Genomic DNA, 14,587 nt, shown 5'->3' with positions numbered 1-14,587 from the left:
CGATTCGTGTTGTGCTTAAGGTTATGAGAAGGGCTTCCGCGACGGAAACGTTGGGAGGCCTTTTTCTTTTTCAGCTTTAATCTTCTTTACGCCAGTTGCGGTCGCTGCGTGCCATAGGCCGCGAGAAAAACGCGAACGCCACCCTCGATCAGGGCATCATATTCGCTTTGTTTCGGTCGCTTCATCGACAAGGCCCAGTTGATATGCAAGTCGCCCTGCACGAGATTGAGAAACTGCTTTGCCGCCATATCGATATTGTCGATCTTCAAATGACCTTCTGCGATGGCTTGGCGAAAAAAGGCGTCCAGATCACGATAGTGTTTTCTGGGCCCTGCATTCATGAACACCTCGGCAATTTCTGGAAAATTCGAGGCATTGGAAATGATCAACTTGTAAATGCCTAAGGATTGTTCGCTTAAAAACAGTTTGGTGAAATTGCGCGCAATATGGCGAAGAGCCATTTCAATGTCATTGATTGGCAGGCTGGTGTCCCAAAGAGTGTGGATGCCCGCGTCTTCGCAGCCTTGGATGATCAAGGCAGAGAGAATCGCTTCCTTGTTTTCAAAATAGGCATAAATCGTCGCTTTTGACACGCCTGCTTCTGCCGCAATCAGATCCATGCTGGCCCGGTCATAGCCCTGTTCCATGAAGATGCGGCCAGCGGTATCGAGCACCAATTGGCATTTCTTGGTTTTACGATCGTCACTTTTTGGTTTCAGTGATTGAGTGTCACCCATCTCTTCCTGCTCCTCCTCAGTGTTCGTTCAAACCCATCACGCACTGGTGTTTACAATCCAAAAGACACTCCATAGTTCCTTAAATCGGAGTCGATTTGAGGAATTATGCAGCAGATTTAAAGCATTACAGCGCCCTTTGTGCGCCATATTTGGTGAGGGGCGCTGTGGTGTCGTGCTTTTGTCTTGACAGAGGATAATCCTTATTGCATTGATCCGCAATAGAACTGAACGGTTCAGTTCATTTTTGAATTGCGCCACCTTGCCTCACTGTGTTCTCATTCTTTGCACGCCGCTTGGCGCAGGATTTTCCGCCGTGAACAATGGTTGGTGCAGATGTTTGAACCGTTAAGTAAGAAATATGTAGGAAAATTAAACTGTTATCGTGCTCCATAAGCGTTTTGACAACGTGCAGTGCGCTAGCAGCAACATCAGACGAACAAACCCAGTGAAGAAGGTCCTCATGCAATGATCAAACGAATGGTGATCATGTTGCTCGCAACCGGTGCAGTTTTTGGCGGCCTTTATGGCTTCCAAACCTTCAAGGCCGGTATCATCCAAAAAGTGATGGCCGGAATGGCCAATCCACCACAGACGGTGTCGACGGCGGACGCAAATGTCAGTGACTGGCAAGATCAAGTTGAGGCTGTTGGCACGCTGAAAGCGGTGAATGGTGCCGATCTGGCATTGCAGGTGTCCGGGATTGTCGAGGAAAAAAGCTTTGAATCGGGCGACACGGTGGTGGCTGGCCAAAGCCTTTTGAAGCTTTCTGCCGAGGACGACATTGCCAAGCTGGCCGCCCTCAAGGCGACGGCCGATAATTACGCCATCTCGCTCAAGCGCGCTCAAGACCAGCAGAAGGTCAGCGCCGTCAGTCAGGCCACGGTGGATAGCGACAGCGCCAACCTCAAGAACGCTCAGGCACTTGTGGCGCAGCAGCAGGCCATTATCGATCAAAAGACCCTTCGGGCTCCTTTCGCCGGCCGGCTCGGCATTCGAAACGTGGATCTTGGGCAATATTTGACCGCCGGTACCACCATCGTCACCTTGCAGGCGCTGGATACGCTCTACGTTGATTTATACCTGCCCCAGCAGGCGCTGAACCAGATCAAGGTTGGTCAGGATGTGACGACCACGGTTGACGCCTATCCCGGCAAAACCTTTCCGGGCAAAATCTCTGCCATCAATTCGAAGGTCGATCCGGTGTCCAGAAATGTGCAGATCCGCGCGACAATGAGCAACCCGGATGGACTTTTGTTGCCCGGCATGTTCGGCCGCGTCAAGATCAACATTGGCTCCAGCCAGAAACTCATCACTCTGCCGCAGACTGCCATTGTCTATAATCCCTATGGCGACAGCGTGTTTATTGTCGATCACCCAACAGCCAATGACAGCAAAAATGGTGTCGCACGTCAGATGTTTATCAAAACAGGTGCCACGCGTGGTGACAATGTTGCGATCATCGATGGGGTAAAGGCAGGCGAACAGGTGGTGATTGCCGGGCAGATCAAGCTTCGCAATGGCACGCCGGTGACAATCGACAACAGCCATGTACCGACTTTCGAAAATGCGCCTGAGATCAAGGATCAATAGGACCTCGCCATGAAGAGCATTACCGATATTTTTGTGCGCAGGCCGGTTCTGGCCCTTGTGGTCAGCGCGCTCATCCTCGTGCTGGGGTTGAGATCGATGACCACCCTGCCGATCCTGCAATATCCACGCACGGAAAACGCCATCGTTACCGTGACGACAACCTATGCCGGGGCTGACTCCAGCATTATCGCAGGTTTCATCACCACGCCTTTGGAAAACGCAATCGCGCAGGCCAATGGCATTGATTACATGACATCCACCAGCCAGACGGGGGTGAGCACCATCACCGTGAACCTGCGTCTGAATTATGATTCAGGCAAGGCGCTGACAGAAATCAGCACCAAGGTGAATTCGGTCAGAAACCAGCTGCCGTCATCGGCCCAACAGCCGACCTTGAGTTTGAAAGTCGGGCAAACCATTGACTCCATGTATATCGGCTTTGCCAGCGATGTCATGGCTCCCAACCAGATCACGGATTATCTGACCCGTGTCGTTCAGCCCAAACTGCAATCAGTGCAGGGCGTGCAGACCGCCGAAATTTTGGGCGGCAAGAATTTTTCCCTTCGCGCATGGCTTGATCCTGTCAAGCTTGCGGCCTATGGCCTGAGCGCCACGGATGTCGCCAATGCTTTGAAAAGCAACGACTATATTTCTGGCCTTGGCACCACGAAAGGCATGATGGTTCAGGTCAACCTGTCGTCCTCGACCAATTTGCACTCACTGGCTGATTATAAAAATCTGGTTCTCAAAGAGTCCAATGGTGCGCTCATTCATCTGAGTGACGTTGCCAATGTGACGCTTGGAAATGACGATTACGATTCCGCTACCAGCTTCAATGGTAAAACTGCGGTGTATGTTGGCATTCAGGTGGCACCAGCGGCCAATCTTCTGGATGTCATCAATGGCGTCAAAGCGGCTTTTCCCGCCATCCAGTCGCAATTGCCTGCCGGGCTTTCCGGCCAGATTATCTACGATTCCACCGATTTCGTAAACAGCTCCATCAATGAGGTTATTCACACTCTGCTGGAAGCGGGTGTCATTGTCACGCTGGTCGTCTTCGCCTTCCTTGGCTCCTGGCGGGCGGTGCTTATCCCAATCGTTGCCATTCCCTTGTCGCTGATTGGCACCTTTGCCTTGATGTTGGCGCTGGGCTTTTCCATCAATCTTCTAACACTTTTGGCGCTTGTTCTGGCCATTGGTCTTGTGGTGGATGACGCGATTATCGTGGTGGAAGGGGTGAACCGCCATATGGATCAAGGCATGAGGCCGATACAGGCTGCCCTCCAGGCCGGGCGTGAGCTTGCCAATCCGATTGTGGCCATGACGGTGGTGTTGATTGCGGTTTACGTACCGGTTGGCTTTCAAGGCGGATTGACGGGCGCGCTCTTTACCGAGTTTGCTTTTACCTTGGCGGGTGCGGTGACGGTTTCCGCCATCATCGCCCTCACGCTTTCGCCAATGGCCTGCGCCTATCTGCTCAAGCCTATTCCGCGTGATGGTCAAACTGTCGAAGCCCGCATTGTTCATTTCATTGATCGGACCATGGAGGGGTTGAGCCGCAGGTATCGGCGTCTTCTGGAAGGAACGTTGAACACCATGCCGGTGGTTATCACCTTCGGTTTGATTATTCTGGGCAGCATTTATTGGCTCTATGCGTCATCCACGACAGAGCTGGCACCTGCAGAAGATCAAGGCGTTATTCTGGCGCTGACAACAGCGTCACCAACGGCCACGCTCAAACAGCGCCAGTTTTATGGCAAACAGGCCTATAACATCTTTGAGAAACATCCAGAAACCAACGTCGTGTTCCAGATCGACACCCCCGGCCAATCGATTGCCGGTTGGGTTCTCAAGCCCTGGGATCAGCGCAAGGAAACAACCAAAACCCTGCAACCTGAAATTCAGAACGAGTTGAATGGTATTGCGGGTGTGAAAACCGTGGCCTTCCAGCCCGCGCCATTGCCGGGAAGTAACGGGCTTCCGATCCAGTTTGTGATTTCTACGACCAATGATTTCGGACCGTTGAATGATGTTGCCCAAAAATTCATTGGCGATGCCTTGAAGACGGGTCGTTTCATCTTTCTCGACAATGATCTGAAGTTCAACCAACCGGAATCGCGGGTGGTGTTTGACCGCGCCAAGGCGGCCCAACTTGGCTTGAGCATGTCTGACCTGGGCGGTGCCCTGGCCACCATGCTGGGCGGCAATTACACAGGCTATTTCAGCCTTGATGGTCGCTCTTACAAGGTCATTCCGCAGGTTCAGCAGCAGTCACGCCTGAATGTGTCGGATGTGTTGAATTATTATATCAAGACCAGCGATGGCACGAGCGTGCCATTGTCGACCGTGGCGCGGATTGAAACCGTCACCGTGCCGCAGTCCTTGAACCATTTCCAGCAGGTCAATGCAGCGACAATTTCCGGCGTTGCCATGCCTGGCGTTGCCATGGGCGATGCGTTGGAAACCTTGAAAGATCTGGCCGCCAAGACGCTTCCACCCGGCTATACAATTGATTATGGCGGGCAGTCGCGGCAGATTCAGCAGGAATCGGGCGGTTTTGTCACCACCTTCGCTTTCGCGCTGATTATCATCTTCCTGTCGCTTGCGGCTCTGTTCAACAGTTTCCGCGATCCCATCGTCATTCTGGTCTCTGTGCCCATGTCGCTGGCGGGAGCGTTGATTTTCATCAGTCTTGGCATTGGTGGAGCCAGCATCAACATCTATACGCAGGTGGGATTGGTGACGCTGATGGGGCTTGTGAGCAAGCACGGCATTCTGATGCTGGAAGTGGCCAATGAGCATCGCAATACCGGCATGTCCAAGCGTCAGGCCATTATTGAAGCGGCTGAAGTCCGGCTTCGCCCGATCCTCATGACCACAGCCGCCATGGTGCTGGGTGTTGTTCCGCTGATCACCGCAGCCGGGGCAGGGGCGGCATCACGCTTCAACATGGGTCTGGTGATTGCAACAGGTCTGTCGATTGGCACGCTGTTCACGCTGTTTGTTGTGCCAGCCGCCTATGTGTTGATTGCAAAGTCTTACACACCGCCAGAAGCCGATGATCTGCCAGCGGAAGGGCAGGCCGCAGTCGGGCATACTCCGGCACACTGAAGCCTGCCGCCGTGCATAGGATTCACTGCGACATGCTTTACAGCACCGTGCGCCATATATGGCGCACGGTGCTGTAACACTTTAAATCTGCTGCATAATTTTCTCCTTAAATCGATTCCGATTTAAGGAATTATGCAGTAGTGATGCAGGCAAAAGCGAAATCTGCGTGATGTCATGCTCGGCCCGGCTCAAAAAATGGCGCAGGGCTTTGAAGAAAGCGGCAAGAAATTCTGTGATAGACGTGTCGCTGTCCGCAGGCTCGGCGTAAAGATCGGCCAGCCATCGCAAAAGCGCGAGCCGCTTTTCGCCCAAAATCGGCAATGCCCGCCCTCCGCCATGCCACAGGCAATACCAGTCTGAGACAATCTCAACGACGGAAAGATCGGCGAGGTCTTGTTTATCCTCAAGCCCCAGATTATCCGGTCTGGCGGGGCGTGTGCGCGGGTCAAGACAGAGTTGTTGCACGGACATCGGAGCAAGGCAGGCCACCACATCGCGCGGCCATTCGCGGATAAAAAAGCGATGTTCGACAAGGGCGGTGAGATGCAGGCGCAGGAATGCGCCATAGGTCTGCGCAAAAATCGCAGCGTCCGGCACGGCACCTGTTTGCGTGGTTTCATGCTGATAGGCTGCCATAATGTCCGGATCGACCGGCAGTGCTGAGAGATCGATCGTGTCAATGGCAAGCATATCACGCTGTAGGGTCAGATGCTTGAAGGCGGGCGGAAAGGCCACCAGCGAGGGCACTGCGACATTGATCAACTGACCATCATCATTGGCATGGCGGGTGACGCCCTCCACATGCAAATGCCCGCTAAAATGCACGGTGATGCCAGCAGTGATCAGGGCCTCTGCCACCGCATCGGATGGCTTGCGCTTGGCCATGTTGCTGTTGGGAAACAAGGTTTTGCCGGTGTTTTCCGGGTCATCAAAGGGATCAATGACTGGATAATGAGAAAAAGTCAGAAGTGTTTTGCCATGCTCTTTGGCGCGCTTTGCGACATCGGCAATCCATTCGAAAATAAAGGGTTTTAGGCGCAACATGGCATTCCAGCCAGCCGCGGTGCTGTCGATGAAGGCCTGCTCGGAGCCGACCGGAAAATCGCCATCGCGGGGCTCAAACACATTGGCATCCAGCATCAGCAACCAAAGGTCTTTCTCCGGCTCGATCAGATAGGAAGCATCCATCAGGCGATAGTGGTTTCGCCCATCCGGGGAGGAAACCGCATAGATGCGGCTGGCCGGATCATCGCTCAGGCCAAAGGGGGATTCCCAGTGCAGATCGTCAGCGCGGCGAAAATAGCCGAAGGCGGCCATGGGGTTCAGCCCCAGCGGATAGCCCTCGCAATACATGTGCGGGTTTAAAAGATTGTCTGGTGTATCTTCTGCCGCATCGCTGGTCACGAGTTTGCTGGTTCCATCGGCTTGCAAAAAACGCTTGGCCTGATGGCGACCGTTGGGGCCGAAAATATCATGATTGCCGGGCAGGGCGTAAAAGCGGGTGCCAAAGCGCTTCTCATGGTCGGCAAGCAGTTTTGCAACGCTTTGTGTGGTCAGGCGTTGGCCGTCATCGGTATAATCACCCAGCAGCACCACATGGCCAATGTTGCGGGTTGCGACCTCGTTCAGCGCTGCTCTCAGCGCCATTGCGCTCTCATTGAAAACCCGTGTTGAGGTGCGGGTATCATCCCATGTGCGCAATGTCAGACTGCGATGGCCCAAGCCCGGCACACCATAATCACCGTCGATATCGTGAAAATGCGCGTCAGCAATGACGGCGATGGAGAAATCAGTGTTGTTTGTCATGGTGATACTTTCATCAGGCTGTTTTCATTGTGTCAATCGGCAGGCTTCCGTCTTTGGGGCTTTGACATTGCAGCGGCCTATTTGCTTGCTGTTCTATTGCTTTGGGGTGATGTATGACGACAGGATGACAGTGTAACCGCTTGATGGAAATGTGACTGTGGCGCGACGACTTGTACGGCATCAGACGGTTCGGCCTTTGGCGGAGGGTGCAGCTCAAGGCCTTAGCCCCGAAGATATCGCCGACCACAATGGCCGCACCATCTCGGCCCTTTTGCTGCGGGAAGGGCCAATGACCCGTCAGGAGCTTGCCGCAAGATTGAAGCTGACAGAACCCGCTATCACGGGCATCGTGCAACGGCTGCTGGGAGCGGGGCTTGTCAGTCAGGGAAAGCGCCAGACCAAGACGCGCTATCAGGCCGCCGAATTTTCGCTGGTTCCATCGGGTGCCTACGGATTGGGCATTGAGCGGAGGCCTCAGGGCGGTGCCGTTGCGCTGTGTGATCTTGCTGGCACCATGGTGTTGAGTGAAGAGTTTGAGAGCGATGAGGCGTTTTTTGCGGCCATTGCTCGCATCCGTCAGGCGAAGGCGGGTTTTCCGGCCCCTCTTGGCGTTGGTGTGATCTCCTCTGGTGCTGACCCTCAATTTACGGTGCTGTTTGACGATCTGCCCTGTTTTTCGCTGTCTAAGCCTGAGGCCGTTTTGGCTGGCGAAAAATTGTTTGGGGTCGGCGAGCCTGAAGGCGGGCTGGTGGTTGTTTTGATCGGCGATCAGGTGCAGGCCGGGTTCATGATCAATGGCCGCTTTTATCGCGGCAGCCATGGCAGGGCAGGGGCGATAGGGGCCATGCGGCCTGGTCTTGGCGAAGGCACGCTAGATATGGCCGCCAGTGCTGCATCCTTTCGCGCATTTATGGCTAAGGAGGGGGATGTCGAGGGCTGGATCAAGCAGGCGGCGCGGCGTCTGCTGGATGGCGTGGTCACCATTGCCGGATTTCTATCGCCGGGCTCTGTGCTGCTGGGCGGCGATCTGCCGGAGGATGTTATCAAACGGCTGATTGACGAAATCGCCAAAGCCCGGCTTGAAAAAGAGCGCTATTTTGTGCCAACCGGCTGGATACCCTCGGTTGGTCCCTTGAGCTTTCCCGGCCGTGATCCGGTTTATGGTGCGGCGGTGGCACCCTTTATCGAGCTGTTATTGCCCAAATCGCATTGAGAAGGGTCTTTCCTTAAACAAACCCGTGCGACGGGCGCATGGCCGCCGTCAGAGGCGTGTGGTGGCGATGGGCGGGATCAGCGGATGGCAGACACAGCCGATCTGCCAGCGCCATGGCTGCGGCCCCCAAAGCTGCGGCATCTTCCGAGGCAGCGGCGCGGTGCAGGCTGGGTGCGATTGCCCCGTGGCGTGCAATTTCTTCATGCACATAGAACAGCAATTCATCCACCAGACGCACCGGCAGGCGCCCGCCGAGAATGACACCATCCGGATCGACCACCATGCCAATGTCCATCACCGCTTCGGCGAGGTTGACGGCCATTTTCTTCAGCCATGCACTCAGCACGGCTCTCTCGCTGCCTTCCAGCGTCAAAAGATCGGCAGGATGCGCAATGGCAATGCCATGCTCTGCCAGATGATTGATCAGCACCGAGAGCGACAGCATATCGCCAATCGGGCGGGTTTCGCCCTCCAGAGGCCCTTCCGTGACGGCCATTGACAACCAGCCGATTTCGCCGCCCAAGCCATTTGCACCCTTGTGGCGAATGCCATCGATGATCAAACTGCCGCCCAGACAGGCGGAGATGAGAATATAGAAAAAGCTGCGCATTTCCGTGCCCAGCCCATATTCGATCTCGCCTAATGCGGCAGCATTGGCGTCATTGTCGATATAGATCGGGTGGTCGGTGATCGTTGAGAGGGCGGCGCGCACATCAAAACCGCTCCACTGGCGGTAGCTCTCAGGAAAGCCAATCACCTGCACTTCGCCCAACCAGTCGGGAATGGCAAGGCCAATGCCGGTCAGCCGCGATTCCGTTATCACCTTGCGGCGCAGAAAGGATGAAACGGCGTCCTCCATCAGCTTTACAAAGGCATCGGGGAGCAAAAACCGTAGCTCGTGGTGAATGCGCCCGCGCACATTGCCCACCGCATCCACGGCCACAATGGTCAGGTGGTCGCGGTCAATATTGGCCCCGATGGCAAAGGCTCCTTCGGGATCAATCTCCAGCTCAATGGCGGGCTGGCCGCGCAGGCCCTGACGTCGGCGCGCCTCCATCACCAGCCCTTCATCCAGCAATTTATCAACAATGCGGGTGACGGCCTGTTTGGTCAGCCGCGAGCGTTTGGCAATCTCGGTGCGCGAAATAGGCCCGCCACGGTGAATGGCGTTCAGGATCATCGCCCGGTTCAGGGCGGCTGCCTGCTCGCCATTGGCTCCTGAATAACGCATGGTCTTTATTGTTCTCCTCGCGGCCGTGTGGTCGCCGCGAGAAGACAATGCACCATAGACGTGCGCAACAAAAGCATTTTCAAGCCGATTTCGATAGACGCCAGCTCTTGACCTCAAAGGGTTTCAGCGCTGCCGCATCGCAATCCATCGGCTCTTCCAGAATGCTGAGGGCTTCGCTGACCGCCCAACCATCGGTCGGTGCAAGCGTGAAACCACCCCGGCGACCGGCTGGCTCATAAATCCGCACAATCAGGCCATTCCCATCCTCGGCAGGCTTGATGGCCGAGAGCGCAACATCAAGACCTTGAGCCGTAAGCGGGCAATATTCACCAACCGCTTTGCCTGACACGGGCACGGCAATCAGCGGCTGATTGAGATCATCAGCCTCTTCGCGCACCTGACCTTCATACCAAGCGCCTTCATGGGGCATCAGCGCATAGGTGAAGCACTGATAGCCTTCATCGGCCATGGGATCAGGATAGATCGGCGAGCGCAGAAGGGACAGGCCCAGCACATTGCCCCTAGCCGAGTGGCCATATTTTGCGTCATTCAGCAGCGCCACACCAAAGCCCGGCTCGGACAGATCGATAAACCGATGGGCCGGGGCCTCAAACATCGCCTCATCCCAAGAGGTGTTGGAATGGGTCGGACGCTCCACCACGCCGTAAGCCACTTCACACGTGGCGCGGTTGGCGCTGACAGCTACGCCATTCTCCGTGCGCAGCATGACGCGGCGCTCGTGCCAATCAATCTCGGTGAAAATATCCAGACGGCGGGCGTTGGCCGTAAGGCTCAAAGTCTGCACAATGGTGGAATCGCGGAAAGTGCGCTTGATGCGGATGGCGGCAAGATGGGCGGTGTTTTCAACCAGCTCAATCGAGTCAAATCCGCTCAATTCCTCGGCTTTTTGGCCATAATCCTCTTCCACATCCCAGGCATCCCAATTGCGGGGCTTATCGGCGGTATAGGCAAACAGCCGGTTGGCACCGCCCTCAACCGCCTCGCGGCCAGACGGCTTGTGGATGATAGAGGCGATGGAGCCGTCATCGGCCAGTGTTACCTTGAGAATGTCATTTTCGAGCACTCTGTCGGTGGCTTTCAGACCCGATTTTGGGTCAAGGGCGCTGGCTGGCAAAACACTTATACTAAGGGCAGGCACCATGCCGTCCGCCGCAATGCTCTCATCCTTTAAGGTCAGACGGATTGGGCGCGGGCTTAGCGTGGGGTTGATCACCAGCACAGCACCGCCATCACCTTGCGGCAATTGCGCAAGAATGGCTTCAACCGCCGCGCTTTGCGCCGCTGCGCCATCTTTCAGCACCTGTTCCAGCTCGGCCTTTGCATCCACGTAGACCTCGGCAATCGAGGAGCCGGGCAAAATGTCATGGAACTCGTTTTTCAGCACCACCCGCCATTCCGTCTCCAGTGAGCGCGGCGGCTCTGCCCCCAGCAGATGACCGAGTGAGGCCAATGTTTCAGCGGTGATGAGGCTGCGCTCGGCCTTGCGGTGCAGTTTTTTGATGGCGCTTTGGGTGGTCAGCGTGGCGCGGTGCAGTTCGAGATAAATCTCGCCTTTCCACACTGAGACCGGCGTGGTTTTCGCCATCGTGTGGGCATCTTCAAAGAAGTCATGCACACGGGTCCAGCGGGCTTCCGGGATAGCGGGGAACACCCGAAGCTGTTCTTCGCGCACCACCATTTCCGGGCTTGGACCACCGCCGCCATCGCCATAGCCAACGCAGAGCAGCGTGGTATCGTGGCGGTCTTTCTGGCGGTAGTTCTTCCAGGTTGGCGTGGTGCAGTCTGGCCGCACAAAGCCGTTATAGCCTTCCATGGGATTGTCAAACGAATGGGCCAGCACGCGGCTGCCATCCAGCCCCTCCCACCAGAACAGATCATTGGGGATATGGTTGCTCTCGGACCAATTGACCTTGATGGTGAAGAAGCTTTTCATGCCGCCCTGTTTGAGAAGCTGGGGCAGGGCTCCGGCAAAACCAAAGCAATCCGGCAGCCAGCACACGCTGTGGCGCGTGCCAAACCGCTTTTCAAAATAGCGTTGACCGTAGAGAACCTGTCGCGTCAGGCTTTCGCCCGTCGGCATATTGGTGTCTGGCTCAATCCACATGCCGCCCAGCGTTTCCCACTGGCCGTCCTTGGCACGATCCACGATGCGATCAAGCAGCTCTGGATCATCCTCTTCCAACTGCCAGTAATAATGGGCGGTGGATTGGTTGAAGCGGAAATCCTTGGAGGTTTCCATGAGCGAAAGTGCCGTATGAAACGTGCGGCGCATTTTGCGGCGCGTCTCGTCATAGGGCCACAGCCAGCACAGATCGATATGGGCATGGCCGGTCAGCGCCACCTTGCCCTGCGGGGGGAAGCGCTTTTGAAGCTCACCAAGGCGGGCCATCAAGGCATCATAGGCCTGATCCAACGTGCCGCGTTGCGCATCGGTCAGGCCATCCGGATTGGCCTTCAGCTCTGGCAATTGCCAGATCTTTTGCTGCATCACGGCCGGTGCCGTGCGGGCCACATAGTCTGCGGTCGCCGATGGCCAATCAATGGCATAAAAAGCCTGTTCTGCGGCATCCAGCAGATAGGGCACAACGTCATGGCCTTCCAGCACCCGGAGCGCCTCGGCAATCTGGCGCATCAGCAACCACATTCGATCGACCGAACGGTCAATCCAGAACAGCTCAGAGCGTTCCAGCTTGGGTGCGCGCACCGGCTCACCAAAGGGCAGGCGCGGAACCGATTGGGCTTGCAAGGAGAAGCTCTGTGATGGGGCTAAAAACTCGCGGTGGTAGGGGTCAAGCCCATAGCGCTTGGTGGTGCCATCAGAAGCTGTGATGCTCAAAAGGCTTTCGCCGCCCAGGTTGAGATAAAGATAGGTGTCTGCCAGCGGCCAGCCTTCCGGCACGGTGACATCAGCCGTGAAGCCAATGGGCGGGGTTTTGTGGGGCCAGGCCTCGCCGATGTTGATCGGTTGGTCGTTGAACTTCCAGCCTGTAACCTCCACGGTTTTACGGGCGCGCCAGAACTGGAACTCGGCATTGCGGACTTCAAGCCGCTCAAGACGTTGGGCATAGGTAAGGCTCATGATGGATTCCTAAAGTCTTTCAACAAAGTGGGTTCAGCCCTTCACGGCTCCGGCTGTCATCGCGCCCAGAATAAGGCGCTGGAGCGCGAGAAAAGCGACAATGGCAGGCACAACCGACACAAGGCAGGCCGCCGCGAGGAGCTGGATGGAGGAGTCATTTTGCGTTCCGGCATATTGGAAAATGCCGACACCAATCGGCGTGAGGGATTCCTTGGTGATCAGCAGGAAGGGCACCAGAAATTGCGACCAGCCGCTGATCACGGCAATGATGAAGGCAGAGGCTATACCGGGGGTCGATAACGGTAAGATGACACGAACGAACACACCAAAGCGGGTGCAGCCATCCATCATCGCCGCTTCGTCCAGCGTTTTGGGAATGCCGTCGATCGAGCCTTTCAAGATCCAGGTCGAGACTGGCACCGCCAGCGCCACATAGACCATGGTGGTGCCAAAATGGCTGTCCAGCAGGCCAATCGCCGCCATATAACGATAGAGCGGCACCATGATCACCAGCGGCGAAATCATCTGCACCGACAAAAGCGCCATCATCCAAACACCTTTGCCTTTGAACTGAAAGCGCGAAAAGGCGTAAGCGGCGGGCAGGGCGACAATCAGGCATCCGGCAGCCGACAGGCTGGAAAGCTTCAACGCATTCCAAAGGTATGAGATGAACTTGTCGGACGACAGGATCATCGCAAAGTTATCCAGCGTTGGTGCCTTGGGAATGAAGCGGCTGACGCCTAAAAACACTTCTTTGCGGGTGCGAAGCGCCAAAGACAAAAGCCACAACAGCGGCCAGGCGAAAAAGGCAAAGGTGACGAGCATGAAAAGATAGCTCAACCCATCACCAAGACGTTCACTGGTGCGCGCCTTCATGCGTCATCTCCTTTTGGCAAAAAGGCGGCATAGATCAAGGCAAGCCCCAGCGAGATGACCAGCATGAGAATGGAGAGAGCCGCACCCGCCGCCAGATCATAATTACGAAACACCACATTGAACGTATAGAGCGACAGCACTTCTGTGGCGCGTCCCGGCCCGCCGCCGGTGAGCGAAATGATGGCGTCAAAGGTGTTGAGCGTCTGAATGGTGATCAAAATCAGATTGACCAGAATGGCCGACTTCAACTGTGGCAAGGTGATATAGCGAAGTCGCTGATCGGCCCGCGCCCCATCGACGGCAGACGCTTCATAGAGCACCGGATCAATGGCCTTGATGGCGGCATACATCACCACCATGGAAAAAGCGGTGCCGCGCCACACGTTCGACAAAACCACCGACCACATCACCAGATGAGGATCGGACAGCCATTGCACGGGGCCAGCACCCACAAGTCTGAGCAGGCTGTTCAGACCGCCAAACGGGGCCTCATTAAACAGCATTTTCCAGATAATGCCGCCAGCAATGCCCGGCACCACCCAGGCAATCAGCGCTGTGGTGCGCAAAACTGTGGCACCAAACAGCCTGCGCTTTTCCGCTCTGACCACCACCAGCGCAATCACCAGCCCAAACAGCTGTTGCGCCAGAACAGAACCCGCCGTGAAGGTCAGCGTCACCCACAGGATTTGCGGAATTTCTGCGCGGGTCAGCGTGTTGATCAGGGTTGAGATCGTGTAGCCGCCTTCATCCCCGAGCAAAGTGGCGTGGGTGAAAGCCAGACGCAGCACATCCAGCACCGGGTAGAGATAGAAAACGCCCAGCACCAGAATGAGCGGCATAAGCCAAGGCGCTGGCTTGGGTCGGTGGCGGCTTCGGGCCATGCCCGGCATTTTGCTCGCCTGCACGCTGATGGTTGTCATGGA

At 55.9% G+C, this 14,587-nt stretch carries 9 protein-coding genes; 3 read left to right on the top strand and 6 right to left on the bottom strand.

Annotation, left to right across the window (positions count from 1 at the left end; translation table 11 throughout):
• Positions 1–86: 86 nt before the first annotated feature.
• Entirely contained in the window at positions 87–737 is a 651-nt protein-coding gene (locus E6C51_RS16835) for a TetR/AcrR family transcriptional regulator (RefSeq protein ID WP_146937354.1), read from the bottom strand.
• A gap of 465 nt (positions 738–1,202) precedes the next feature.
• Here E6C51_RS16835 and E6C51_RS16830 point away from each other — a divergent pair, with 465 nt between their 5' ends.
• Entirely contained in the window at positions 1,203–2,327 is a 1,125-nt protein-coding gene (locus tag E6C51_RS16830) for an efflux RND transporter periplasmic adaptor subunit (protein WP_190236840.1), read from the top strand.
• A gap of 9 nt (positions 2,328–2,336) precedes the next feature.
• Positions 2,337–5,438: an efflux RND transporter permease subunit gene (locus E6C51_RS16825; RefSeq protein WP_146937350.1), complete on the top strand. Its 3,102-nt coding sequence runs from the start codon at positions 2,337–2,339 to the stop codon at positions 5,436–5,438.
• A gap of 81 nt (positions 5,439–5,519) precedes the next feature.
• Here E6C51_RS16825 and E6C51_RS16820 read toward each other — a convergent pair whose 3' ends face one another.
• The gene (locus E6C51_RS16820) at positions 5,520–7,244 is read right to left on the bottom strand and encodes a metallophosphoesterase family protein (RefSeq protein ID WP_190236839.1); all 1,725 of its coding nucleotides are present in this window, start codon (positions 7,242–7,244) and stop codon (positions 5,520–5,522) included.
• Between the two features lie 157 nt (positions 7,245–7,401).
• Between E6C51_RS16820 and E6C51_RS16815 the strand changes: the two genes are divergently transcribed.
• Positions 7,402–8,457, top strand: coding sequence for an ROK family transcriptional regulator (locus E6C51_RS16815; RefSeq protein WP_190236838.1), 1,056 nt, complete (start codon positions 7,402–7,404; stop codon positions 8,455–8,457).
• A gap of 13 nt (positions 8,458–8,470) precedes the next feature.
• On the opposite strand, the gene E6C51_RS16810 is transcribed toward E6C51_RS16815, so the two are convergent.
• The 4 genes from E6C51_RS16810 to E6C51_RS16795 all read right to left on the bottom strand — a co-directional run bounded on the left by E6C51_RS16810 (position 8,471) and on the right by E6C51_RS16795 (position 14,554).
• Positions 8,471–9,688 carry an ROK family transcriptional regulator gene (locus E6C51_RS16810; RefSeq protein WP_190236837.1) on the bottom strand — a complete coding sequence of 406 codons (1,218 nt, stop codon included), beginning with the start codon at positions 9,686–9,688 and terminating at the stop codon, positions 8,471–8,473.
• A gap of 79 nt (positions 9,689–9,767) precedes the next feature.
• Complete coding sequence (locus tag E6C51_RS16805; RefSeq protein ID WP_190236836.1) at positions 9,768–12,788, bottom strand: alpha-mannosidase; 3,021 nt, start codon at positions 12,786–12,788, stop codon at positions 9,768–9,770.
• Positions 12,789–12,821: 33 nt separating this feature from the next.
• Positions 12,822–13,664, bottom strand: coding sequence for a carbohydrate ABC transporter permease (locus tag E6C51_RS16800; RefSeq protein WP_146937340.1), 843 nt, complete (start codon positions 13,662–13,664; stop codon positions 12,822–12,824).
• Positions 13,661–14,554, bottom strand: coding sequence for a carbohydrate ABC transporter permease (locus E6C51_RS16795; protein ID WP_407920828.1), 894 nt, complete (start codon positions 14,552–14,554; stop codon positions 13,661–13,663). Before E6C51_RS16795 ends, E6C51_RS16800 begins: the two co-directional genes overlap by 4 nt.
• Positions 14,555–14,587: the final 33 nt, after the last annotated feature.

It is taken from the genome of Gillisella terrae, from assembly GCF_004801395.1.
Classification (GTDB): domain Bacteria; phylum Pseudomonadota; class Alphaproteobacteria; order Rhizobiales; family Rhizobiaceae; genus Allorhizobium; species Allorhizobium terrae.
The sequence above is the reverse complement of the archived record's forward strand: the minus strand, read 5'-3'. Positions and strand labels throughout refer to the sequence as shown.